Annotated in this window: 20 protein-coding genes; 10 read left to right on the plus strand and 10 right to left on the minus strand. The window is 63.5% G+C overall.

Annotated features, from left to right (window positions below):
* The first annotated feature begins 70 nt into the window (after positions 1-70).
* Positions 71-1,468, plus strand: coding sequence for a replication-associated recombination protein A (locus DX923_RS05255; RefSeq protein WP_116113199.1), 1,398 nt, complete (start codon positions 71-73; stop codon positions 1,466-1,468).
* 53 nt (positions 1,469-1,521) lie between these two features.
* Here the strand turns inward: DX923_RS05255 and DX923_RS05260 are convergent, their stop codons facing one another.
* From DX923_RS05260 to DX923_RS05280, 5 genes are all read right to left on the minus strand, one after another.
* Positions 1,522-2,658: an ABC transporter ATP-binding protein gene (locus DX923_RS05260; RefSeq protein ID WP_116113201.1), complete on the minus strand. Its 1,137-nt coding sequence runs from the start codon at positions 2,656-2,658 to the stop codon at positions 1,522-1,524.
* Positions 2,651-3,697: an ABC transporter ATP-binding protein gene (locus DX923_RS05265; RefSeq protein WP_116113203.1), complete on the minus strand. Its 1,047-nt coding sequence runs from the start codon at positions 3,695-3,697 to the stop codon at positions 2,651-2,653. Before DX923_RS05265 ends, DX923_RS05260 begins: the two co-directional genes overlap by 8 nt.
* A gap of 15 nt (positions 3,698-3,712) precedes the next feature.
* The gene (locus DX923_RS05270) at positions 3,713-4,648 is read right to left on the minus strand and encodes an ABC transporter permease (protein WP_116113205.1); all 936 of its coding nucleotides are present in this window, start codon (positions 4,646-4,648) and stop codon (positions 3,713-3,715) included.
* Complete coding sequence (locus tag DX923_RS05275; RefSeq protein ID WP_116116169.1) at positions 4,641-5,567, minus strand: ABC transporter permease; 927 nt, start codon at positions 5,565-5,567, stop codon at positions 4,641-4,643. The genes DX923_RS05270 and DX923_RS05275 overlap by 8 nt, the downstream gene beginning before the upstream one ends.
* A gap of 315 nt (positions 5,568-5,882) precedes the next feature.
* A complete protein-coding gene (locus DX923_RS05280; protein WP_116113207.1) occupies positions 5,883-7,490 on the minus strand; it encodes a peptide ABC transporter substrate-binding protein in 1,608 nt (535 codons plus the stop codon).
* 389 nt (positions 7,491-7,879) lie between these two features.
* Here DX923_RS05280 and alaS point away from each other — a divergent pair, with 389 nt between their 5' ends.
* From alaS to aroB, 7 genes are all read left to right on the plus strand, one after another.
* Complete coding sequence (gene alaS / locus DX923_RS05285; protein WP_116116170.1) at positions 7,880-10,582, plus strand: alanine--tRNA ligase; 2,703 nt, start codon at positions 7,880-7,882, stop codon at positions 10,580-10,582.
* 1 nt (position 10,583) lies between these two features.
* Positions 10,584-11,075, plus strand: coding sequence for a Holliday junction resolvase RuvX (ruvX, locus tag DX923_RS05290; RefSeq protein ID WP_116113208.1), 492 nt, complete (start codon positions 10,584-10,586; stop codon positions 11,073-11,075).
* On the plus strand, positions 11,026-12,252 hold the full coding sequence (mltG, locus tag DX923_RS05295; protein ID WP_240322765.1) for an endolytic transglycosylase MltG: 1,227 nt from the start codon (positions 11,026-11,028) through the stop codon (positions 12,250-12,252). Before ruvX ends, mltG begins: the two co-directional genes overlap by 50 nt.
* Positions 12,253-12,269: 17 nt before the next feature.
* Positions 12,270-13,106 carry a shikimate dehydrogenase gene (locus DX923_RS05300; RefSeq protein ID WP_116116171.1) on the plus strand — a complete coding sequence of 279 codons (837 nt, stop codon included), beginning with the start codon at positions 12,270-12,272 and terminating at the stop codon, positions 13,104-13,106.
* 71 nt (positions 13,107-13,177) lie between these two features.
* Positions 13,178-14,401, plus strand: coding sequence for a chorismate synthase (gene aroC, locus DX923_RS05305; RefSeq protein WP_116116172.1), 1,224 nt, complete (start codon positions 13,178-13,180; stop codon positions 14,399-14,401).
* A complete protein-coding gene (locus DX923_RS05310) occupies positions 14,395-14,940 on the plus strand; it encodes a shikimate kinase (protein WP_116113212.1) in 546 nt (181 codons plus the stop codon). Before aroC ends, DX923_RS05310 begins: the two co-directional genes overlap by 7 nt.
* Entirely contained in the window at positions 14,933-16,015 is a 1,083-nt protein-coding gene (gene aroB / locus DX923_RS05315; protein ID WP_116113213.1) for a 3-dehydroquinate synthase, read from the plus strand. The genes DX923_RS05310 and aroB overlap by 8 nt, the downstream gene beginning before the upstream one ends.
* A gap of 40 nt (positions 16,016-16,055) precedes the next feature.
* On the opposite strand, the gene DX923_RS05320 is transcribed toward aroB, so the two are convergent.
* From DX923_RS05320 to DX923_RS05330, 3 genes are read right to left on the minus strand one after another with little or no spacing between them, the layout of a single operon-like run.
* Entirely contained in the window at positions 16,056-16,799 is a 744-nt protein-coding gene (locus DX923_RS05320; RefSeq protein ID WP_116113215.1) for a response regulator, read from the minus strand.
* Positions 16,796-18,010, minus strand: coding sequence for a sensor histidine kinase (locus tag DX923_RS05325; RefSeq protein WP_162872792.1), 1,215 nt, complete (start codon positions 18,008-18,010; stop codon positions 16,796-16,798). The genes DX923_RS05320 and DX923_RS05325 overlap by 4 nt, the downstream gene beginning before the upstream one ends.
* A gap of 28 nt (positions 18,011-18,038) precedes the next feature.
* Positions 18,039-19,835 carry a peptide ABC transporter substrate-binding protein gene (locus DX923_RS05330; protein WP_116113218.1) on the minus strand — a complete coding sequence of 599 codons (1,797 nt, stop codon included), beginning with the start codon at positions 19,833-19,835 and terminating at the stop codon, positions 18,039-18,041.
* 176 nt (positions 19,836-20,011) lie between these two features.
* Here DX923_RS05330 and efp point away from each other — a divergent pair, with 176 nt between their 5' ends.
* Both efp and nusB read left to right on the plus strand, forming a co-directional pair.
* On the plus strand, positions 20,012-20,572 hold the full coding sequence (gene efp, locus DX923_RS05335; protein ID WP_116113219.1) for an elongation factor P: 561 nt from the start codon (positions 20,012-20,014) through the stop codon (positions 20,570-20,572).
* Complete coding sequence (gene nusB / locus DX923_RS05340; RefSeq protein ID WP_116113220.1) at positions 20,572-21,024, plus strand: transcription antitermination factor NusB; 453 nt, start codon at positions 20,572-20,574, stop codon at positions 21,022-21,024. Before efp ends, nusB begins: the two co-directional genes overlap by 1 nt.
* A 106-nt stretch (positions 21,025-21,130) precedes the next feature.
* On the opposite strand, the gene DX923_RS05345 is transcribed toward nusB, so the two are convergent.
* Complete coding sequence (locus DX923_RS05345; RefSeq protein WP_116113221.1) at positions 21,131-21,673, minus strand: DedA family protein; 543 nt, start codon at positions 21,671-21,673, stop codon at positions 21,131-21,133.
* Between the two features lie 8 nt (positions 21,674-21,681).
* Positions 21,682-23,361: a glucose-6-phosphate isomerase gene (gene pgi, locus DX923_RS05350; protein ID WP_205413127.1), complete on the minus strand. Its 1,680-nt coding sequence runs from the start codon at positions 23,359-23,361 to the stop codon at positions 21,682-21,684.
* Positions 23,362-23,482 lie beyond the last annotated feature (121 nt).

The following is a 23,482-nucleotide window of genomic DNA, read 5'->3' on the forward strand; positions in this document are numbered from 1 at the left end:
TCTCATTCCGGAGCGGACCCATGGTTTCAGTGGCCGATGGCCGGCTTTCCTCAGGTGACAGACTGGTCCGGTGGACGAACCCGATCTTTTCGCCGACGCCGTGGACTCAGCTCCGGCAGAGGGGGTCCTGCCGCCTCTTGCCGTACGGATGCGCCCGCGGTCTCTGGATGACGTCCAGGGGCAGGAAGCCGTATTGCGGCCAGGAAGCCCCCTGCGTCGCTTGATCGAAGGACACGGCGGTTTGGCCGGTCCTTTGAGTGCGATCCTCTGGGGCCCTCCGGGGACAGGGAAAACGACCCTGGCGCATTTGGTCGCTCAAGCCGCAGGCCGGGATTTCGTGGAGCTTTCGGCCATCACCGCCGGGGTCAAGGACGTACGCACCGTGATGGAGGGCGCCCGCAGAACACGGGACCTTCATCACCGTCAGACAGTGCTCTTCCTCGACGAGATCCACCGATTCAGCAAAGCCCAGCAGGACGCATTGTTGCCCGGGGTGGAGGATCGCACCGTCATCCTGGTCGCGGCCACCACGGAGAATCCGTCGTTCTCGGTGATCGCCCCGCTGCTGTCGCGCTCGATGCTGATCCGTCTCGAATCGCTCGACGACGACCACGTCAGGGAGGTCCTGGCTTCGGCGCTTCTGGACGAACGGGGGCTTTCCGGCGCCTACCTGCTGACCGAGGACGCCGGAGAGCATCTGGTGCGCATGGCAGGTGGGGATGCCCGTCGAGCCTTGACCTCGTTGGAAGCCGCAGCTGGAGTGGCGCTGGACGCGCGCGCGGCGGGGCTGGGACTGCCGGATGCAGAGCATCCTGTCGAGATCGATTTGGCGCATGTGGAGCAGGCAGTGGAACACGCTGCGGTGCGTTACGACCGGGCCGGGGACCAGCATTATGACGTGGCCAGTGCTTTCATCAAATCGATGCGTGGTTCGGATGTGGACGCGGCGCTGCACTACCTGGCCAGGATGCTTGAGGCGGGAGAGGACCCCCGGTTCATCGCACGGCGCATTGTGATCTCGGCCAGCGAGGAGATCGCGATGGCCGACCCGACCGCCTTGCAGACTGCGGTGGCAGCGATGCACGCCGTGGCTCAGATCGGGATGCCGGAGGCCCGGCTGATTCTGGCGCAGGCTGTGGTGCACAACTGTTTGGCGCCGAAGTCGAATGCCACCTATACGGCGATCAACGAGGCGATGGCACAGGTGCGGGCCGGTGGTGGTGGCCCGGTGCCGACACATCTTCGGGGGACCGGCTACTCCGGTGCCGGCCGCCTGGGGCATGGGCGTGGCTACCGGTACGCCCATGACGAACCGGATTCAGTGGCCGCTCAGCAGTACTTGCCGGACGACCTGGCCGGGAAGACCGATTACTACCGTCCGAAAGAGCGAGGCTTCGAAGCGCGCATGGTTTCTCGACACGCCTGGCTGAAGGAACGACTCGGCGGCGGCCCGGCGGAAGCGACATGATCGTGTGGTGAGGTTTCCCCCGGAGGAGCACCTCACCACACGATTCCCAGGGGTCAGCTCTGGGGCGGAATCTCCGGTTGTGGTTCCTCCGGAGCCATGACCTGGGCTAGCGGCGAAGCTTGGTCGGATCTCACGGCGTCGGGGCTGAGAGTTCCAGTAGGTGCGGCGATCGCGGAGACGTCGACGGCTTCGACGACGACTCGAGGCTGCGCGAAATGGCACGCTGACTCGTGTTCCCCGGTGCCATCCGGACGTAAGGTCAGCGTCGGCTCCTCGGAACTGCAGATGTCTTGGGCCATCCAGCATCGGGTGTGGAAACGGCATCCGGTAGGCGGATTGGCCGGTGAAGGGACATCCCCGGTCAGCACGATCTGTTCGCGTTTGTCGCGCAAGGTCGGGTCCGGAACCGGAACCGCGGAGAGCAGAGCTTGCGTGTACGGATGGGTCGGCCGACCGTAGATCTCGTCCTCTTCGCCGATCTCGGCCATCTTCCCCAGGTACATGACACCGACCCGGTCAGAGATGTGCCGGACCACGGACAGGTCGTGGGCGATGAAGATGTAGCTGAGTCCGAGTTCTTCCTGCAAACGGCTCATGAGGTTCACGACCTGGGCCTGTACCGAGACGTCGAGTGCGGAGACCGGTTCGTCGCAGATCAACACTTTCGGGTTGAGCGCGATGCCTCGAGCGATGCCGATGCGCTGCCGCTGCCCGCCGGAGAACTGGTGCGGATAGCGGTTGATGTGTTCCGGGTTCAACCCGACCAGCTCGAGAAGATCACGGACGGCCTTGTCGTACCCGCCCTTCGGAATGGCGTCGCGGTGAATCCGGAAGGGCTCTCCGATGATGTCTCCGACTGTTTTCCGGGGGTTCAACGAGGTGTACGGATCCTGGAAGACGATTTGGATGTCGCGGCGGATCCGCCGCATGGCGGCACCCTTCTGGGCGTACATGTCGACCCCGTTGAAGACGACCCGGCCACTGGTGGGTTCTTCCAGGCGCATGAGCAGCCTTCCCAAGGTGGACTTACCGCACCCGGACTCGCCGACGATGCCGAGCGTCTCCCCTTTACTCAAGGAGAAGCTGACCCCGTCGACGGCTTTCACTTTGCCCACCGGGCGTCGGAGAACACCGCTGAGGATCGGGTAGTGCTTGACCAGGTTCTCGGCGATGAGGACAGGTTCAGTCACCGTAGACCTCCTCGGCGAAATGGCAGGCGGTCGGACGGCCTGGGACGACCTCACGCAGCTCGGGCAGTTCCTCGGTGCAGCGTTGACGGGCATGACCGCACCGAGGATGGAACGGACATCCCTTGGGCATACGTAACAGGTTCGGTGGAAGTCCACCGATGGCGGCGAGGGTCTGCCCCTTCTGGTCCAAACGAGGGATGGAATCCAGCAGCCCCTTCGTGTACGGATGGGCCGGACGCCGGTAGAGCTCGAAGACGTCAGCGGTCTCCATGAGCCGACCTGCGTACATGACCGCGATCCGGTCGGCGACATCGGCGACGACCCCGAGGTCATGGGTGATGAGGATCAGCCCCATCTGCCGCTCTTCCTTGAGCTCCTGGAGGAGGCGCATGATCTGTGCCTGCACCGTGACGTCCAGAGCGGTGGTGGGCTCGTCGGCGATCAGGACGGCGGGGTCCAAAGCGATGGCCATCGCGATCATGATGCGTTGACGCATACCACCGGAGAACTGATGGGGGTAGGCCTTGACCCGTTGGCGAGCCGCAGGGATCTGTACCCGTTCCATGAGCGAGACTGCCTGGTCCATGGCATCGGACTTGTTCAGCCCCCGATGCTGACGGAACATCTCCGCGATCTGCCAGCCCACCGGAAACACCGGGTTGAGTGCGGACAGGGCGTCCTGGAAGATCATCGAGATCTCTGGCCCCCTGGTCCGACGCCTCTTCTCCTCGGGCATCGTCAAGAGTTCGTGGCCGTTGTACTTCACCGACCCTTTGGGGACCCGCGCGGGCGGGCTGTCCAGGATGCCCAGGATCGCTTGGGCGGTCACCGACTTCCCAGAGCCGGACTCACCGAGGATCGCGAGGGTTTCACCAGGGTCGAGTCGGAAACTCACCCCGTTGATGGCGTGGGCGGTCCCGTCGTCGGTGTGGAAGTCGACGTACAGATCGTCCACCTCCAACAGGGACGATCCGTCCACAGGGGCGAAGAGGGAAGACTTCTCCGGGTCACGCTGGGACACGGACGTGGCGGCGTTCATCGTCTTGTCCTCTCCTTATCGCTGTTTGGGGTCGAAGGCATCGCGTACGACGTCCCCCAGGGTCATGAAGGCCAGTACGCACAGGCTGAGGAAAGCCGCCGGACAGAGCAGGTTGTGCGGGGACAGCTGGTACCAGGACAGGGAAGCGTTGATGGCGGTTCCCCAGGACGTCGCTGGGTGCTGCAGCCCGATGCCCAGGAAAGATAAAGTGGCCTCGGCCGCGATGTACGCCCCGAAATGGATCGTCGCGATCACCAGGACCGGCGCCATGGCATTGGGCAGGATGTGCTGCACGATGATCCGTAACGGCGAGGCCCCCAAGGCGCGCGCGGCCAACACGTATTCGTTCTGCTTGATCTGTAGGACGGAGCTACGCATCAGCCGGGCGATGCTGGGCCATCCGAAGAGCATGAGCACGAAGACGACTTTGAAGACGACGAGTAAGTAGGGGTCGTTTGGCCGACTGACCCAGGTCGACATGAAGAGGATGCCGCCGAGCAACATCGGAATGGCGAAGACCATGTCGGTGACCCGGGAGATCACGGCGTCGATCCACCCCCCGTAGAAGCCGGCGATGACGCCGAGGAGACTTCCGAAGGTCGCGGTTGCCAGGGTGGTGAGGAGACCGACGGTGATGGAGGCACGGGCTGCGTAGACCGACCGGGAATAGACGTCCCGGCCCAGGTGGTCGAAGCCGAAGACGGCGCCGTCGCCTGGCGCGCGCCTGGCACGGGAAAGTTCTCCGTAGTTGGGGTCGACGCTGGTGAACAGGCTGGGGAACAAGGCCATCGCCAGGAAGACGACGATGATCGAGGAAGCCACCCAGAACAGGGGGCGTTTGCGTAACTGCCGCCAGGCGTCCTGGGTCAGGGAGCGGCCGGGCGCGGACTCGCCGCCGTCGGAGGATGACGGGGGTGCAGAGGGGAGCGTTTCCGCGGTGGCATCAGTCATGGCTGATCCTAGGGTCGAGCACGCCGCAGAGTAGGTCGACGAGCAGGTTCATGACGAGAAAGACGATGACGAGTACGGTGACCGCACCGACCACGGCGAGTCCGTCCCGGTTGGCTATGCCGGTGAAGATCATGCTGCCGACGCCTTGGATGTTGAAGATGCGTTCGGTGACGATGGCTCCGCCGAGCAGGCCGCCGAAGTCGGCACCGATGAAAGTGACGACGGGGATGAGGGAGTTGCGCAGGGTGTGCACGCTGATGGCCCGGCGTCGAGTGAGGCCTTTGGCGATCGCGGTGCGGGCGTAATCGGCGCGGAGGTTCTCGACCAGGCTGGTCCGGGTGAGCCGGGCGACATAGGCCACGGAGAGTAACGCGAGGACCATGCCCGGCAGGATCAGCTCGTTCAGCGGTGCTTCCGGAGAGACCGTGGGGCGGAACCAACCGAGTTGGATCGCGAAGACGATCTGGGCTACCGGGCCGATCACGATGATCGGAATGGAGATGAAGATCAAAGTGGCCAAGATCACGGTCGTGTCGATCAGTCCGCCTTTACGGACTCCAGCGAGAACACCGATAGAAATGCCGATCAGGATCTCGAAGGAGATGGCGATGAGCGCCAACTTGGTGGTGGTCGGATACCGCTGGAGGAGTTCATCAGCGACCTGATTGCCGAAATAGTTCGTGCCGAGGTCGCCCTGAGCCAATTTTCCGAGGTATTTGCCGTACTGGATTAGCAGCGGATCGTCCAGATTATGTTCGGCCCGGTACTGGGCTACATAGGCCGGTGGGCAGGGGCGCTCGCCGCATTTTCCGTCCGTGGGGTCGCCAGGTAGAGCGAAGACCATGGCGAAGATCACGAATGTCGCTCCGAGAGCGACCGGGATCATTTGCAGCAGGCGCCTGATGACGTACTTGCCCACGACACCTCCTAGGTTGTCGTCGACGGCGGGGGCTGACATCGAGGTCAGGGAACATGATTTATCCGGGTGGCAGCCCGGTGCCGTCTGGTGGACGGTGCTTGTCGGGGAGATCTGCACCGTGATGAGAGTGGCAGTGAGAATACATACCGGAGTTGCCCTGTGCCCGGTGTTCGGAGCTTCTTGACCTGTGTCGAAATGATGTTTGTGCGGAGACGACAGGCCGAACCTGCCGGGTCAGCCCGCGGACTGAGCAGTGCGGGCCGACCCGGAGGTGTTTTTCAGCAGGGTCCGGTGTGAGAGAGAACTTGGCTCAGCTCACTTCCGTTTGATCTGCCGGTAGTCGGGTTTTCCGTCGATGTCGAGTTTGACGTCGGCGATCTTGTTCGACCATCCGGCGTGTTCGGTATAACTCCACAGCGGGATGGAGGGCATATCTGCCACGAGCATCTTCTCGGCTTCGACAAACAGCTTGAAGCCGTCCTCCTTGCTGGGGGCAGCGAGTGCTTCCTTCAGTTTGGCGTCGAAGGCGGGGTTGGAGTAGTCGGAGTCATTGCTGGAGCCGCCGGTGCCGTAGAGCGGGGTCAGGTAGTTCTCCGGCGAGGGGTAGTCCATCTGCCATCCGGCGCGGAACATCCCCTTCATCTCCCGTTTCTTGACCGTGTTACGGAAGGTCTTGAAGTCGACGCTGGGGGCACCTTGGCACTGGATGCCCAGAGTGTTCGTGATGGACTGGCAGGCGGCGTCGACCCATCCGCGATGGTCGGAGTCGGCGTTGTAGCCGATGGTGAGGACGCCGGTGAATCCGCCGGCTTCGGCGAGTTTGGCCTTGGCCTTGTCCTTGTCGTACTGGCAGTATTCGCCGCAGTTGTCCGTGGGGTAGCCGTCGATCGCGGCCGAGGCGACCCAGCCGTTCAACGGCTTGCGTTCGTTGTTGAAGACCGCCTTGATGATTTCTTCGCGGTTGATGGCCATCGAGATGGCCTGCTTGAGCTTGGGGTTCTGCACGGTGGGGTCGGTCTTGGCCGGGGCGAAGGTCACATGCTGGACCGTGGAGGTCTTGTCGCGGACGGAGAACCTGTTGGGCAGGTCGTTCTTGTACCGGCCGCCGGCCAGTGCGTCTGAGGGGAAGCCGTAGGTGACATCGAGGTTGTTGGCCTGGACGTCCTTGTAGGCGGCGCCGGCGTCCTGATACATCCGGAAGGTGATCTTGTCGGACTGTCCCTTGAACTCGCCGGCGTACTCCTTGTTCTTCTCCAGGACGATCTGCTGGTTGGCATCCCACTGGACGACCTTGTAAGGGCCGGCACCGATCGGTTTCTTCCCGAAATCGCCCTTCGGGTTGGCGAAGAAGGCGTCCGGCATGGGGGTGAAGGCGCTATATCCCAGGCGGAGACCGAAGTCGGAGGTGGGGTTGGAGAGCGTGACCTCGAAAGTGTGGTCGTCGACGACCTTCAGGCCCTTCATCTCCTTCACCGTGGATTCGGGTTTGGAGACGTCTTCGTATCCTTCGATGGGAGCCATGAAGGACCCTGCACCCATGGCATTGGGCCCGAAGGCGGCGTAATTCCAGGCATCGACGAAGTTCTTGGCCTTCACCTCGGTGCCATCGGAGAACTTCTGGCCCTTCTTCAGGGTGATGGTGAACACTTTCGTGTTGACGTCGCTGATCTTCTCGGCGAGGTCGTTCTGCGGCTTGGCGGTGTCGGCGTCGTAATGGAGCAAACGCGCCGTGGTCAGGCCGAGGATCTCGCCGGCGCAGGATTCGGTGGTGTTCGCCGGGATCAGGTCGTTCTGCGGATTGCATCCCCTGACAGTGATGTTGTTCCCCTGGGCATCGGATTTGCCGCCACCGCCACAGGAGGCGGTGATCAGGGATGCGGCGGTCAGGCACACAACGACGGCGACGCGGGTTTTTCCTCGCATGAATGGGACCTCCTATGCGGGGTTCACGCCCGGTTGACGGGAACCAGCTGCCGTCGGCGCATTCACGGAACGTTGGGGTGTGAAGTGCCTTGTGGTACAAGGGCAGCATGAGAATTGTCGGCCAAAATAAGAGGGGTTCAGGCTTCCTCAACATGGGGTATACCTAATCGTGACCTTCACGTGATTCTTTTTTGTTCGACAGCATCCGATGGGATTTTTCTGAGGCTTGTCGATCCTCAACGATGCATTCGATGAACTAAAATTCGCCCACCACTCGGAGCTGGACGTGCCTCAGGAGCAAGCCGGTGAGGCGCAAGGGCCAGTACTGTAGGTGGAGCGGCGTGTCGGGGCCCCGACACGCCTACGTCGTCACCCGCAAGGACCCCTGCATGGATACCGCCGAGATCAGGCGCCGTTGGCTGACCTTCTTCGAGAAGAACGGACACACCGTCGTCCCCAGCGCTCCGCTGCTCTACGACGACCCCAATCTGCTGTTCGTCAACGCCGGTATGGTTCCCTTCAAGCCGTACTTCCTCGGTCTCGAGAGCGCCCCCTACGCGCGTGCCACCTCGGTACAGAAATGTGTCCGTACCGGCGACATCGACGAAGTCGGCAAGACCACCCGCCACGGCACCTTCTTCCAGATGAACGGCAACTTCTCCTTCGGCGACTACTTCAAGGAAGGCGCCGTCAAGTACGCCTGGGAGCTGATCACCGGTCCGCAGGATCAAGGTGGGTACGGCTTCGACCCCGACAAGGTCTGGGTCACCGTTCTCGGCCCAGGACACCACCCTGGATATCCGCACGGCGATGCCGAAGCCGTCGAGATGTGGCGCGCGGTCGGGCTGCCCGACGAACGTATCCAGCGTCGTGGCCTCAAGGACAACTATTGGCACATGGGCGTTCCCGGCCCGGGCGGGCCGTGCTCGGAGATCTATATCGACCGCGGACCCCAATACGGTGCTGACGGCGGACCCGAAGCTGACGAAGACCGCTTCCTGGAGATCTGGAACCTGGTCTTCCAAACTGAGGAACTCTCTGCCGTGCGGGCCAAGGACGACTTCGACGTGGCCAAGGCACTGCCTGCCAAGAACATCGACACCGGGCTCGGGCTGGAACGTACCGCCTATCTCATGCAGGGCGTCGACAACCTGTACGAGATCGACGAGGTCTTCCCGGTGATCCGTCGTGCCGAAGAGCTCGCGGGGAAAAAATACGGCATCCACACTCCTGACGACGTGCGTTTCCGAGTAGTTGCCGACCACGTCCGGTCTTCCCTGATGCTGATCGGGGACGGAGTGACTCCTGGCAATGAAGGCCGCGGCTATGTGCTGCGACGGCTGCTGCGTCGCGCGGTCCGGTCCATGCGGCTGCTGGGCGTGCACGATCCGGCGCTGCCGGAGCTGCTCCCGGTGTCGATGGGACGGATGAGCCAGTCCTATCCCGAACTCGAACGTGATTTCGGGCGGATCAGTCAGATCGCTTACGCCGAGGAGGAGGCCTTCCGACGTACCCTCGCCTCGGGCACCAGCATCCTCGACGTCGCTGTGGCCAAGACCAAGGCCGGAGGGGGGGACACGCTCACCGGTGGGGACGCCTTCAAACTGCACGACACCTACGGCTTCCCCATCGACCTGACTCTGGAGATGGCTGCGGAGCAGGGATTGTCCGTCGACGAGTCCGGTTTCCGTCAGCTGATGACTGAACAGCGGGAACGGGCAAAAGCTGACGCCAAAGCCAAGAAGCAGGGGCACGGAAGTGTCCAGGTCTACCGTGAGATCGCTGACTCCCTCGGCCGTCCGGTCGAATTCCTCGGCTACGGCGATGTCGTCGGGGAGGGGACCGTCGCCGGACTGGTGGCGGCCGGGAACGGGGTTTCCTCGGCTCGAGAGGGGGACCAGGTCGAGATCGTTCTGGACCGGACTCCGTTCTACGCCGAATCCGGTGGACAGATGCCGGACAAGGGCCTGATCACTTTCTCCAACGGAGCGGTGATCGAGGTCGACGACGTCCAGTCACCGATCACTGGGCTCATCGTGCACCGGGCGAGGGTGATCTCCGGCGAGGTCGAGGTCGGACTTCCTGCGTTGGGTCAGGTCGATGTGCTGCGACGTAAGGGGATCAGCCGCGCACACACCGCCACCCACCTCGTTCACCAAGCAATGCGGGAAGCACTCGGGGAGACGGCGACCCAGGCCGGTTCGCTCAACCGGCCAGGAAGTCTCCGATTCGACTTCAAAGCGGGCCAACCTGTTCCGGCCGCGGTTCTGCGTGATGTCGAAGCTCAGGTCAATGCCAAGCTGCTGGAAGACCTCCCGGTCTACGCCGAGATCATGTCCCAGCAGGAAGCGCTCGACTCCGGAGCCATGGCTCTCTTCGGCGAGAAATACGGCGATCAGGTCCGAGTCGTCTCGGTAGGCGACTGGTCCCGCGAACTCTGCGGGGGGACCCACGCCGAACGTGCAGGCCAGCTCGGGATCGTGAAGCTCTTCAGCGAAGCCTCCGTCGCCTCTGGTGTTCGTCGTGTGGAAGCGCTGGTCGGTGCCGACGCCTATGACTACCTGGCGCGAGAGAGCGTCATCGTCGGTCAGCTCACCGAAGTCGTGAAAGCGCGACCAGAGGAGTTGCCCGACCGGATCGGTGGCATCCTCAACAAGCTGCGGGAAGCCGAGAAAGAAATCGCCACCATGCGTCGCCAACAGGTTCTTTCCCAGGCTTCGGCGCTGGTCGATCAGGCACACGATGTCTCAGGCGTCACCGTGCTTGCCCACCATCTGGGCGATGACATCAGCACGGATGATCTACGCCAGCTCGTCCTCGACCTGCGCGGACGGCTGGGAACGGAACGTCCATCTGTGGTGGCGCTCACCTCGGTGGTCAAAGAACGTCCGATGGTCGTCATCGCGACCAACGGTCCGGCACGCGAACTGAAGGTGAAAGCCGGCGCCCTGGTCAAGGTCGCTGCGCAGACCCTCGGAGGAGGAGGAGGAGGCAAAGATGACGTGGCTCAAGGCGGCGGCAGTGACCCCACCAGGATCGAAGACGCTCTCTCCAAGGTGAAGCAGGCCGTCGCCACTACGGTGACCGGCTGACGTGCGCCCTGGACGGCGTGTCGGCGTCGATATCGGTCAGGCCCGTGTCGGAGTCGCAGTCTGCGATCCCGACGGCCTGATCGCGACTCCGGTCGAGTCTGTTCCCCGTGACCTGAGCGGGCACAAGGACATTGATCGGGTCGCCGAACTATGCGTTGAATTCGAGGCTGTGGAAGTGGTGGTGGGCCTGCCACTGTCCTTGTCCGGTGTCGAAGGTTCGGCGGCAGGCGCCGCGCGCGAGTATGCTCGCAGGCTCGCATCCCGAGTGCGTCCGGTGCCCATCCGTTTGGTGGATGAGCGCTTGACCACCGTCGATGCACACCGATCGTTGCGGGACGCTGGCCGTGGCACGCGCACCCACCGATCTGTCATCGATCAACAGTCTGCAGTCCTCATCCTGCAGACTGCCCTGGACATTGAACGAGCAACGAATTGGCCGGCTGGTGAACAACTACTCTCACGAAAGCCGCGGGCGTCGCGGCGCCACAACTAGAAGACGGTCTCGAGTCGAGGATCCTCTCGACGAGTCGATCTTCGGTGCCCCTGTCTACGAAGAAGAAGAGCCACAATCTCGGCGGAGCGACCGGAACCGTCGTCGCCGAGGGCAACAACGTCGTCGCCGCAGGCTGGTGACCTATGTCACTGCTACTGCGGTGCTGGTGGTAGGCGGTGCAGTCGTCGTCACCAACTTCAAACCCCTCTATGAGCAGCTCGTGGAGTCTGGCGACTACGAAGGCGAGGGTGGTGAAAATGTCACCGTCGTTGTCCGGCCGGGTGACTCCGGTGGGCAGATCGCACAGCGACTTCAGGAATCCGGGGTGGTCAAGACTGCTGCCGCTTTCCGGGAAGCCTTGGAGAACAACAAGGGCGACGAGATCCAGCCGGGCACATATACCTTACGGAAGGAGATGAAAGCCACTGCGGCGCTGTCGAACCTCCGCGGCGGAAACCGGAATGTCGCAAAGGTGACCATCCGGGAAGGCCTGTGGAAGTCCGAGACCTACGACGTGCTCTCGAAGGCCACCGGGACTCCTCGGGAGGAATATGACAAAGCAGAGAAATCTGCCGGCGCCGACCCTTCACTCCTGGGTCTTCCGGCCTCCACCAAGGGGAACCCGGAAGGTTGGCTTTTCCCGGCCACCTACAACTTCGACAAGAAGAGCCCGGCGATGGACCAGTTGAAGAAGCTGGTGGGTCAGACCGACATGAAGCTCAAAGCGTTGAATGTGCCCTCGGACCAAGCTCATCGCGTCCTGACCATTGCGAGCATGGTGGAGGCCGAGGCGAGACATGTCGACGACGGACCCAAGGTGGCCAGGGTGTTGGAGAACCGGCTCACCGCAAAACCGCCGATGAAGCTGGAACTCGACTCCACATCGATGTACGGCGTTCAGCAGCGCACAGGTAAAGCTTTGACCAGTGAGCAGATGCGTAAGGCGAACAATCCGTACAACACTTACGCCATCGAAGGGATGCCGGCCGGGCCGATCGGTAACCCTGGCGAGAATGCGATCAAAGCTGCTATGAATCCGGCCTCCGGGTCCTGGCTTTTCTTCGTCACCACCAACCCCTCCAGCGGAGAAACCATCTTCACCAGTACGTTCGCTGAACACAATGTCCAGGTGGCCAAGCTGAATGCGTGGTGCCGAGCCAACCCCGGAAAATGCTGACAGGCCCGCTGTGCGACATGAAGTCTGATGAAGAGCTTTGTCGCGCAGCGGTCTTGGGGTCTCCGATCGCACACTCCCTCTCTCCTGTTCTTCACCGAGCGGCTTACCGGGCGCTGGGGTTGACGCGGTGGTGCTACGAACGGCGACAGGTAGGTGGTTCTCACGACCCCTCCTTGGCGGATTTTCTGTCCGGTTTAGGGCCGGAATGGAGGGGTTTGTCCGTCACCATGCCGGTCAAGGAAGAGGCACTTGATTATGCGGACGAGGTCTCACCGGTCGCAGAACTGGTCGGTGCGGCCAACACTCTCCTGAGATCCGAGACCGGGTGGCAGGCCACGAATACCGATGTCCACGGGATGGCCTGCACTCTTCACGAGAGCGGGATCGACATCCCTGACCGGGCGTTGGTCCTGGGCGCAGGAGCCACCGCGCGTGCAGTGTGCGTGGCCTTGGCCGAGTTGGGCGTCAGCGTCGTGGACTTCGCGGTGCGTAGCCGGATCCGTACGAGAACGGCTGAGGTCGCGGCCCGGGCCGGGCTGAGGACAGACGAGCGTTCGCTCAGCGACCTTCCCAGGTATGCCGACGACTTCCAGCTGGTCATCAGCACCTTGCCCACCGGTACAAGACTGGAACTGTCCTCCGACGGGTCGGGTGCGCCCGGCCCGGGAGGGCTGCTCCTCGACGTCGTCTACGGCGGATGGCCCACCCCGCTGGCACAGTGGGCCGCGGCTGGGGGCAGCACGGTGATCTCCGGCCGGGAGATGCTTCTCCACCAAGCCGCTGCCCAGGTTCAGTTGATGACGGGATGTCCAGCGCCGCTGGAGCAGATGCGGGCAGCCTTGGCCGCTGCCTGAGCTGCTCGTCGCCGAGGGCATCAGCGAGACAGGATGTGTCCGTCATCCGAGCATCTGGCAGCATGGCCGACATGGTGCGTTGGTTGACCGCAGGAGAGTCGCACGGTCCTTCCCTGGTGGCGATCGTCGAGGGTGTTCCGGCCGGGGTCGAGGTGACCACAGCTGATATCGCCGATGCGTTGTCCCGGCGCAGGCTCGGGTACGGACGAGGTGCCAGGCAGAAATTTGAACAGGACTCCTTGGAAGTTCTGGGCGGGATCCGGCATGGTGTGACCCTGGGATCACCGGTCGCGCTGGAGATCGGCAACAGCGAATGGCCCAAATGGCAGACGGTCATGAGCCCTGACCCGGTCGACGCCGCCGAATACGCCGAGGCCGATGACATCAACGCTCCCCGGGAGATCGCTCGGAATCGTCCGTTGACCAGACCGAGGCCGGGACATGCCGATCTGGTCGGAATGCAGAAATACGGCTTCGCTGAAGCGCGGCCTGTGCTGGAACGAGCTTCAGCGAGGGAGACCGCAGCCCGGGTCGCACTGGGCGCGGTCGCAGCAGCCTTCCTCTCGCAGGCCTGCGGGATCAGGTTGGTCGCGCACACTGTCGCCGTTGGAGAGGCCCATGTGCCGGAGGACCAAGAGCTTCCCCGCCCTGACGATGTAGCCCGCCTCGATGCGGACCCGGTACGCGCCCACGACCCGCAGACTTCGGCAGCGATGGTCGCCCAGATCGACGCAGCGCATCAGGACGGCGACACCCTGGGGGGAGTGGTGGAGGTCGTGGCTTACGGGTGTCCTCCCGGACTGGGCTCATACGTGCACTGGGACCGCAGACTGGATTCCCGACTGGCTGGTGCATTGATGAGTATCCAGGCGATCAAAGGTGTCGAGGTCGGCGACGGTTTCCGAAGCGCAGCCAGGCGAGGGTCGGTCGCTCACGACGAGATGGACCGTGACGAGGACGGCGTCATCCGACGGCGGAGCGGGCGGGCCGGTGGGCTCGAAGGCGGGATGACCACCGGCGACCCGCTCCGGGTGCGGGCTGCGATGAAACCGATCAGCACGGTTCCACGAGCATTGGCCACTGTCGATGTGGCCGGGGACGAACCGGCTCGAGCGATCCACCAGCGTTCCGATGTGTGCGCGGTCCCCGCCGCGGGTGTCGTGGCCGAGGCGATGGTGGCTCTGGTTCTGGCGGATGCCGTCTCGGAGAAGTTCGGTGGAGATTCAGTGGCGCAGGTCCGAGCCGCCCACGAGAGTTATCTGGCGCAGATTCCCGAAAGGATGCGCACATGGTGAGCGTGGAATCGTCCCCTGGGCCCGCAGTGGTGCTCATCGGCCCCCCTGGCGCGGGTAAATCCACGGTCGCCCGGGAACTAGCTGCCCGGACCGGCTACGACACTGCTGACACCGACCTCCTGATCGAGGAGCGGGTCGGAATGTCGATCTCCGACATCTTCTTCGAACGAGGGGAGACTTTCTTCCGGGATGTGGAGGCCGAGGTCGTCGCCGCTGCTGTGTCCGAGTACCGAGGAGTGCTGGCGCTGGGCGGCGGCGCGATCCTGGCTCCGAGCACGCAGCAGGTTCTGACCGGGCGGCCGGTGGTTTTTCTCGATCTGTCCTTGCGGGAGGCAGTCCGACGTACAGGACTCGACCACGGGCGGCCGCTGTTGGCCTTGAACCCGCGTGGGGCTTGGCTACGGCTGATGGAAGACCGGCGAGACATCTACGAGCAGCTGTCGGTGCTCAAGGTGGATACCAGCGACATCTCGCCTGAGGAGGTCGCGGAGTGCATCGTCGTAGGGCTCGGCTTGGAGGGGAGTGACGTCCGTGCATGAGGAACCGACCTGTGTCCGGGTGGGTGGCGCAGACGGCTACGACGTCGTCATCGGTCGCCAGCTGACGGACCGGGTGCTAGAACTGGTCGGGGAAGGTGCTGCTCGAGTACTCGTGGTGCATTCTGCTCCCTTGTCCGAGCTGGCTGAGCCGATCTGTACGGCCTTGCGCGGGCAGGGGCTGGAGGTGCACGAGGCAGCCATCCCTGATGCAGAGCAGGCGAAGACTTCTGTGGTCGCGGCGGACCTGTGGGGGAGATTGGGACGGGCTGGATTCACTAGAACCGATGTCGTCGTCACCGTTGGCGGTGGATCGGTCAGCGATCTCGGTGGCTTCGTCGCAGCTACCTGGCTCCGGGGCGTGCGCGTGGTGCATGTGCCGACCACCTTGCTCGGCATGGTCGACGCTGCAGTCGGTGGAAAGACCGGCATTAACACTGCCGAGGGGAAAAACCTGGTCGGATCTTTCCACCCCCCGGCTGGGGTACTCGTCGATGTGGAACATCTGCGGACCCTTCCCCGGGCCGACCTGGCAGCAGGGATGGCCGAGGTGATCAAGGGCGGCTTCATCGCCGATCTACGGATTTTAGAACTGGTCGAGGAGAACCCTCGTTCAGCGCTCGACCCGCTTGGGCCGGTGCTCGCAGAGCTGGTGCGCCGCAAGATCCAGGTCAAGGCGGACGTGGTCACCGCTGATCTGAAGGAGTCTTCACTGCGGGAGATCCTGAATTACGGACACACTTTCGCTCACGCGATCGAACAGGTTGAGAACTACCGCTGGCGGCACGGGGACGCCGTTGCGGTCGGGATGGTTTACGCTGCCGAGCTCGGCCGCTTGGCTGGACGACTCGATGCTGCCGAGGTGGAAAGGCACCGTCGGATCATCGGGTCGCTGGGGCTGCCCACTACGTACACGGCTGGACGTTGGCCCGAGCTGCACACCGCGATGTGTCGAGACAAGAAGGCGCGGGGGGCCACTTTACGTTTTGTGGTGCTCGATGGGGTGGGTTCGCCGACGCGGTGGGAAGGTCCTCCGGAGGCGGCTCTCCGCACGGCTTACGAGGCCGTTCTGCCCTGAGACAGGGATCTCCCCGCCCGACGTGAAGAGGGACTGAGGCTCACAGCAGCCCTGCATCGTGGACCCGAATCGCAATCTGAACCCGGTTGTCGACCTGAAGTTTTTCGAAGAGCCGGGCGACATGTCCTTTGACGGTGGCGATACTCAGGTAAAGCTCCTGGGCTATTTCGGCATTCGACGCCCCTCGCCCGATGGCTAGAGCAACATCTCGTTCGCGTGAGGTGAGGGACCGGAGTGCAGTGGCCGCCTGTTCCGCGCGGTCGTCCGCTGGTCCGTTCTGGGAGGAACGGGTGGCTGCCGCGATCACCTGGGCCATGACCGACGGTGACAGGGAATGCTCTCCCCGCGCGACCGAATGGACTGACTGGACGATGGTGTGTGGCGGGGTGTGTTTCAGCAGGAAACCGGAAGCTCCGGCGGCCAGTGCGCTCAGGACCATGTCGTCGGCGTCGAAGGTGGTCAGCACGATGACCTTCGGTGGATGTGGGTCTTCCAAGAGCGTCCGGGTAGCGGTGAGCCCGTCCATTCTGGGCATGCGGACGTCCATGAGGACGATGTCGGGGCGGAGCCGTCGGGCCTCGGAGACCCCGGTCACGCCGTCGTCTGCTTCCCCGATGATGTCCAGGCCGGGCGAGCCACCGAGGATGAGACGCAAGCCGGCCCGGACGAGATGGTCGTCGTCGACGAGGAGCAGCCGTACTGGTGTCGGCGTTGCGTGCGGATCGTCGACTGAGCTGGATGGTCCCGGATCGTGGTGGTGTGGGCGGGGGCTCGGACTGATCATGGTTTCGGTCTTTCTTCCGAGGGCCAAGGCAGACGTGCGCGTACGCGATAGCGTTGATCCCGGGTGCGCATGTGGTCGAGGAATCCACCCGCCAGGTGGGCCCGTTCGGCGAGGCCGATGAGTCCCAGCCCCGCCCCAGGGGTGTGTTGGCCTGCGGCGGGATCGAGGAGCGGGTTGGACACCTCGATGATCAGTTGTTCACCAGGGCGCCCACCCAGAATGATGGATACCGGCACCGAAGGGGCATGTTTGCGGGCATTGGTGCAGCATTCTTGGATGATCCGGTACGCGTGTCGCCCGGTCGAAGTCGGGAATCCCGTGTCCACAGCGCGATGGTCGTGCACAGTGATGTCCAGGCCTGCGGTGCGGAGATCGTCGAGAAGATCCGGTAGGTCGACCAAGGTCGGCTGAGGGCGTTCAGGAACCGGGGAAGCCGCCTGCGGGTCGGCGGCCCGAAGGACGCCCAGGATGTCTCGCAGCTCAGTCAGTGCGCCGTGCGCATTCTCCTGGATCAGTGCTGCACTCTCTCTGACCTGCTCGCCGCTGAGGTCGGTGCGATAGGACAGCGCACCGGCGTGCATCGCGACCAAGGAGATGCGGTGTGCGAGGGTGTCGTGCATCTCTCTGGCGATCGCAGCACGCTCTGCTCCACGCGCCTGGGCGACTCGAGCCTCTTGTTCTCTTTCTGCGGTCTCGGCTCGGGCCACCAGCGAATCCATCAGCTCACGTCGAGCTCCTCGGTAAGCGCCGATGGCCAGGACGATCACCGTCACCATGACCTCGCCGCTGGCGGTAATCCACCAGACCTGGGACTGTGAGTCCTTGGTCAACCAGAAGAACTGCAGGAACAAGGTGCACAGCAGCGTGCCGAGTACCGTGATGACCTGCCACCATCGGCGGCGAGCGCCAATAGCGCCTGTCGCGATCGCCCAGGGGACCACGGCGGGCAGGCTGAAGGTTGACAGTGCCGTGGTGAAACTTGCCGTTGCGACCGGCCACCGTCGACGCAGCGGAAGAGTGAGGAAGGACGCCCAACCGAGCAAAGTGGTTGAACCACTCTGCTGGATGTCCCCCTCCGTTGTCGCTTCCCGCCACAGCGTGATCAGAGTGACCAGGATCAGAATGGTGAGGCAGAACCGTTGCCCCGGAGTCATCGGGGCATTCGGCTCGGCTTCGTCACTCGGCGGAACCATGTTGAGGCTCAGCGACACCTGGGGATGTCTGATATGTCTTCTCGGATCATGGTCGAGACATCTCGGTGTAGATGGGCAGCCCGAAGACATCGATCTTCACTGGCTGGACGCGTTCGCTACGGCCGACGGTCGCGTTGACGTACCACAAAGGGATCTCCGGCATGTCGTGCAGGATCGCTTTCTCGGCCTCCTGATAGACCTTGATGCGTTGTTCGATGTCGGTGGTAGCAGCGGCTTTGGCCAGCAGGGTCTGGGCTGTTGCACCGGTGTATCCACTGAGGTTCTCGTTGGAGCCAGCCATGAAACGCGGGGAAAGGAATCCGCTGAGATCCGGGTGGGTCATCCGTCGAGTGATCAGCATCGGGATGGTGATCTGATGCAGGGCAGCCGAGCGCTCCAGCGCAGCCTGCCTGGGAACCGGGTGAGGTGTACAGGTGATGCCGACCGCCGAGGTGATGGCTGAGCACAAGGCCTCTACGACAGGTCGTCCGCCGGAGTCTGCCCCGTAGGCGATCTCCAAGGAACGCATGGGCTGGGGGACCCGGTTGAGCTCGGTCCGAGCCGAGTGGGGGTCATGGCGGCAGTCGTCTCCGCAGAGGTCGTTGGAATACCCTGCGACCACGGGGGAAGCCAGGTCGTTCGCCGGGGCCCGTGTGCCGGCGTAGATGCCCTCGGCGAGAGCCTTGCGGTCGATCGCGCGAGAAATGGCCTGACGGGTGTAGCGGCCTTCGTCGCCAGCCCATTCAGGGCGGGCGACGGGGAAGACCAGCGAGGTGGTGACGCCCACGGCTTGGTTCGACGAACGGAAGCCCAGATCGGCCTTGTACCGGTCGAGTGCGGTGACCGGCATCGAGTCCAGGACGTCCAGGCGTCCGTTCGTCAACGCCGGGTAGGTTCCGCTGGGGTCGGGGAAGAAACGGAAAGTCAAGCCACCGTTGCGTGCGGGCTCTCCTCCTGAATAGGAGGCATTCGGAATGAGTCGGACTTCCTTGCCGGCCAGCCAGCCGCCGCTGAGCTGATAGGGGCCGTTGCCGACCGGGGCGGTCGCGAAAGCAGCCGGGTCCTTCAAAGCCGCAGAGGGCAACGGGGAGAACGGAAGTTGAGCCAACCTGTCGGTGAAGGTCGAATCAGGAGCTGCCAGACGAATGGTGAATTCCAGCTCATCGACGACCGCTAGACCGACGAGGGCGCCAGCAGGAGGGCCTGCCGGGTCACCCAGCGGGCCAGCAGGAGTGGGGGATGTGCTTGGCGAGGCGGAAGCCGAAGAACGTTGGGTGTTCCGGGTGGGATTGACCGACGGCTTCGTGGTGCTGGTCGACGGAGTCGGGGACTCCTTCCCCTCTCCATCTGAGGCCGGAGGTGCAGGTTCGTTGAGCCCTCGTAGAGCTCGGTAACCGGCGATCGAGGAGAAGGCGTCGGCATGCAGCTGCTTGTTGGCCGGGTCTGCCGCAAAATTCCAGGCGTCGACGAAGGATTCGGCGGTGACCGGTTCGCCGTTGCCGAAGACCCATCCTTTACGGATCTTCACGCGATAGAAGGTGGAGTTCACCGTGGCGATCTCTTCTGCGACTTCGTTGACCAGGCGACCTTTAGCGTCGTAGCGCACGAGACCGCGGTAGATCAGCGAGCCGATCCTGGTGCCGTAATCATCACCGATATCGGCGGGCAACAGGGCGCGTTCAGGCTCGACGGCATTCACGATGATGGGGACCTTGTCAGGACTGTTCACCGTGTTGGCCGGCAGTTGCGCTGCAGGCGGTGGCTGCGGCGGGCTGCTGCACGCGGCGAGCGCACCGCACGTGAGCGCCAACAGCGCCGCACTGACGCGATGCCGGGGGGACATGGGGCCTCCTCGGGCGGACGCGACCGGGACCAGACCGAGGAGATTCGGGTAGGCCCACGGTACGGGCGGGACCACTCGAGATTACGCGATGATGAAGGGATGGCGCGTCGCGGGGAGGCCGTGCGCAGGCCGGTAGAATTTATGGTGAACCGAAGAGTCGAGAAGAGAGACGATCTGTGGCAACCACGAATGACCTGAAGAACGGCCTGGTCCTGAACATCGACGGCCAGCTCTGGACCGTGGTGGAGTTCCAGCACGTCAAGCCAGGCAAGGGCGGCGCCTTTGTGCGTACCAAGCTGAAGAATGTGCTCTCGGGCAAGGTCGTCGACAAGACCTTCAACGCGGGCACGAAGGTCGAGACCAGCAATGTCGACAAGCGGACGATGCAGTACCTGTACAAAGACGGGGACGACTTCGTCTTCATGGACGGGAAGACCTTCGACCAGATCAACGTGAGCAGCACCGTCGTCGGTGATGCCGAGAAGTACATGTTGGAGAACCAGGAGGCCATCGTCGCCACCCACGACGGAGCTCCGTTGTTCGTGGAGCTGCCGGCCTCGGTCGAGCTGGAGATCACCTACACCGAGCCGGGCCTGCAGGGTGACCGTTCCACCGGCGGAACCAAACCGGCCACCTTGGAGACCGGTGCGGAAATCCAGGTTCCGTTGTTCCTGGAGACAGGCACTCGGGTCAAGGTCGACACCCGGGACGGTAGCTACCTGGGCCGCGTCAACTGATGGCTTCTTCCTCCGGTGGGCGGGCGCCGCTGTCCGGTGCGCGTACGAAAGCGCGCCGGGCGGCACTGGACCTGCTCTTCGAGTCGGAACAGCGTGGGCTGAACGCCGGCACGCTGTTAGCAGAGCGCATGACCAAGCCCATGGCTGATGCCCCCTTGCGGGGATACACGGTGGAGATCGTAGACGGGGTCGTCGCGCATTGGCAGCAGATCAATGAAGCTCTGGGGACGTACAGCCAGGGCTGGCCGGTGGAGCGGATGCCTGCTGTCGACCGGGCGATTCTGAGGATCGGTGCGTGGGAGGTGCTGTACAACTCTGACGTGCCGGACGCGGTGGCTACACAGCAAGCTGTGGAATTGGCAACGGCTCTGTCCACCGACGAGTCGCCGAGTTTCGTCAACGGCCTGCTTTCCCGGTTGTCAGAGGTGAAGAACACACTCGACCTGGCCTGATCCGATGGCGTCCTTCGCCGCCGACGAAGGCCACGGGCGATATGAGCGGGGGCCGACCCATCTGGGTCGGCCCCCGCTCATATCGCCCGTTGAGAAGACACCAGGGTCAACGATGTTCTCCTTCAGGGAGCGCTGCTGGGGGAAGCGGGGAGTCGGACGGGTCCGTAGACCCTCCAGTTGCGCCACGGCGGCTCTCCCGGCGAAAAGCCCAGGTGGCTACCACGATGAGGGCGATAGGGATCAGCATGACGATGAGCCAAGGGCCAGCTTCGTCCTGGATCCAGGCCTCGAGCACGGCGAAACCGATCGTGGTGTAGATCGCCGCCCAGATCAGTGACCCGATGAAGGCGGCGGGAAAGTACCTGCGCATCGGCATCCGGAGCGCACCCGCTGCGAGATTGATGGCGGTCTGTACTCCGATCGTCAAGAAGGACAGCACGATGATCGGAGCTCCCCACCGAGCAACCAGGCGTTCAGCGGTGTGGACCGCAGGACGATCGAGCCGACGCGCCACGCGTGAACGTTCGCCACCCACGCGCAAGCCCCGGCCCGTCCAGTAGGTGGCCTGGCTCCTGGCCAGCGCACCGAAGAGGAAGAAGACGTAGAGGGCAGCGAACGGCCAGGTGTTGAGGTCGCTCCACCCTTCCACGCTGCGGCTCAGCGGCGCTGCGCGCGGTAGTAACGGATCAGGCTCCTCGTGGAGGGATCCTGATCCGGCAGAGCCTGCTCGTCCCCGGCCACGGCGGGAGTGACTTCTTTGGCGAGCTGCTTGCCGAGCTCTACGCCCCACTGGTCGAAACTGTCGATGCCCCAGACGACACCTTGGACGAAGGTGATGTGTTCGTAGAGGGCGATGAGTTGTCCTAGCACAGCAGGGGTCAACGCCGGAGCCATGATCGATGTCGTCGGTCGATTTCCTTCGAAGACTCTCGCCGTGACGATGGCCTCCGCAGTGCCCTCGGCACGGACCTCGTCGACGGTCTTACCGAAGGCGAGCGCTGCGGTCTGGGCGAAGAAGTTCGCCAGGAAGATCTCGTGCACGTCGACATCGCCCTCGGACAGGGGATGGGCAGGATTGGCGACTGCGATGAAATCGGCCGGGATGAGTCGGGTGCCCTGGTGGATCAGCTGGTAGAAGGCATGCTGTCCGTTGGTTCCGGGCTCACCCCAGAAGATCTCACCGGTCGGGCAGGTGACGGGGCTCCCGTCCCAGCGTACTGATTTGCCATTGGACTCCATGGTCATCTGCTGCAGGTAGGCGGGGAACCGATGGAGCTGTTGGGCATAGGGCAGGACCGCGTGGGTCTGTGCGCCCAGGAAGTCGACATTCCACACGTTGAGCAGACCCATCAGCGCCGGGACGTTCCGGGCGAGCGGGGTGGCGCGGAAATGCTGGTCCATGGCGTAAAGGCCGTGGAGGAAGTCCTCGAAGTTGTTCCGTCCGATCGCGCAGACCAGAGAAGCACCGATCGCTGAACCTACGGAGTAGCGGCCGCCGACCCAGTCCCAGAAGCCGAAGGCGTTCTCCGGGTCGATGCCGAAGTCTGCAACCTTGTCCAAAGCGGTGGACACCGCGACGAAGTGACGGGCTACGGCGTGCTGGTCCTGTTCCGGGGAACCGTCGACGACTCCGGCGGAACGGAGCCCGTCGAGCAACCAGGAGCGCACCAGTTTCGCATTGGTGATGGTCTCCAGAGTGGTGAAAGTCTTGCTGGCGACGATCACCAGAGTGGTCTCCGGGTCGAGACCTTGGATTTTCTCTGCGACATCGGTCGGGTCGATATTGCTGATGAACCGGCAGGACAGCCCTTCTTGGACGTAGGGCTGCAGCGCTTCGTAGACCATGACAGGGCCCAGGTCCGAGCCGCCGATACCGACGTTGACGACGGTCTCGATGCGGCGCCCGGAGACCCCTGTCCATTCTCCGGAACGTACTTTCTCGGCGAAGGCGTACACCTTGCTCAAGACGTCGTGGACATCGCCGTCCACGTCCTGACCGTCGACCTTCAACCGGGGTTCTACGCCCTGGGGACGACGCAGAGCGGTGTGCAGTACGGCACGGTCTTCCGTGACATTGATCCGCCGGCCCGCGAACATCGCGTCGCGGTGCTCCTCCACGCCGGTCTCCTCGGCGAGGGAGAGAAGAGCTTCGAGGATCTCGTCAGAGATCAGGTTCTTGGACAGGTCGACGTACAGGTCGGCTGCTTCGAAAGACAGCCGGTCGGCGCGCGCTGGGTCTTGGGCGAACCAGGCACGCAGATCGGGCTTCAACCCGCTCTCGAGCTCGGTCAACCTCTCCCAGGACCGGGTCGAAGTCGGATCCACCGGAGCGCGCATCATCTTCACCTCTCGTCGACATGCTCGTGGAGGCTCGGTGCCCCCGTACCAACCCTACAAAGCAGAGCCGGTGATCGCGGAACAGCGGCTCTGCTCATCGGGTCCGGTGTGAGGTGTTCAG

The sequence above is a fragment of the Austwickia chelonae genome (genome assembly GCF_003391095.1).
GTDB lineage: Bacteria > Actinomycetota > Actinomycetes > Actinomycetales > Dermatophilaceae > Austwickia > Austwickia chelonae_A.

Coding starts and splice junctions, on each gene's coding strand:
- aroC (WP_116116172.1), top strand. CDS start 13,178: ATGGTGCGTTGGTTGACCGCAGGAGAGTCGCACGGTCCTTCCCTGGTG.
- pgi (WP_205413127.1), bottom strand. CDS start 23,361: ATGCGCGCTCCGGTGGATCCGACTTCGACCCGGTCCTGGGAGAGGTTG.
- DX923_RS05265 (WP_116113203.1), bottom strand. CDS start 3,697: ATGAACGCCGCCACGTCCGTGTCCCAGCGTGACCCGGAGAAGTCTTCC.
- alaS (WP_116116170.1), top strand. CDS start 7,880: ATGGATACCGCCGAGATCAGGCGCCGTTGGCTGACCTTCTTCGAGAAG.
- DX923_RS05300 (WP_116116171.1), top strand. CDS start 12,270: ATGAAGTCTGATGAAGAGCTTTGTCGCGCAGCGGTCTTGGGGTCTCCG.
- nusB (WP_116113220.1), top strand. CDS start 20,572: ATGGCTTCTTCCTCCGGTGGGCGGGCGCCGCTGTCCGGTGCGCGTACG.
- DX923_RS05320 (WP_116113215.1), bottom strand. CDS start 16,799: ATGATCAGTCCGAGCCCCCGCCCACACCACCACGATCCGGGACCATCC.
- DX923_RS05310 (WP_116113212.1), top strand. CDS start 14,395: ATGGTGAGCGTGGAATCGTCCCCTGGGCCCGCAGTGGTGCTCATCGGC.
- DX923_RS05280 (WP_116113207.1), bottom strand. CDS start 7,490: ATGCGAGGAAAAACCCGCGTCGCCGTCGTTGTGTGCCTGACCGCCGCA.
- DX923_RS05270 (WP_116113205.1), bottom strand. CDS start 4,648: ATGACTGATGCCACCGCGGAAACGCTCCCCTCTGCACCCCCGTCATCC.
- DX923_RS05330 (WP_116113218.1), bottom strand. CDS start 19,835: ATGTCCCCCCGGCATCGCGTCAGTGCGGCGCTGTTGGCGCTCACGTGC.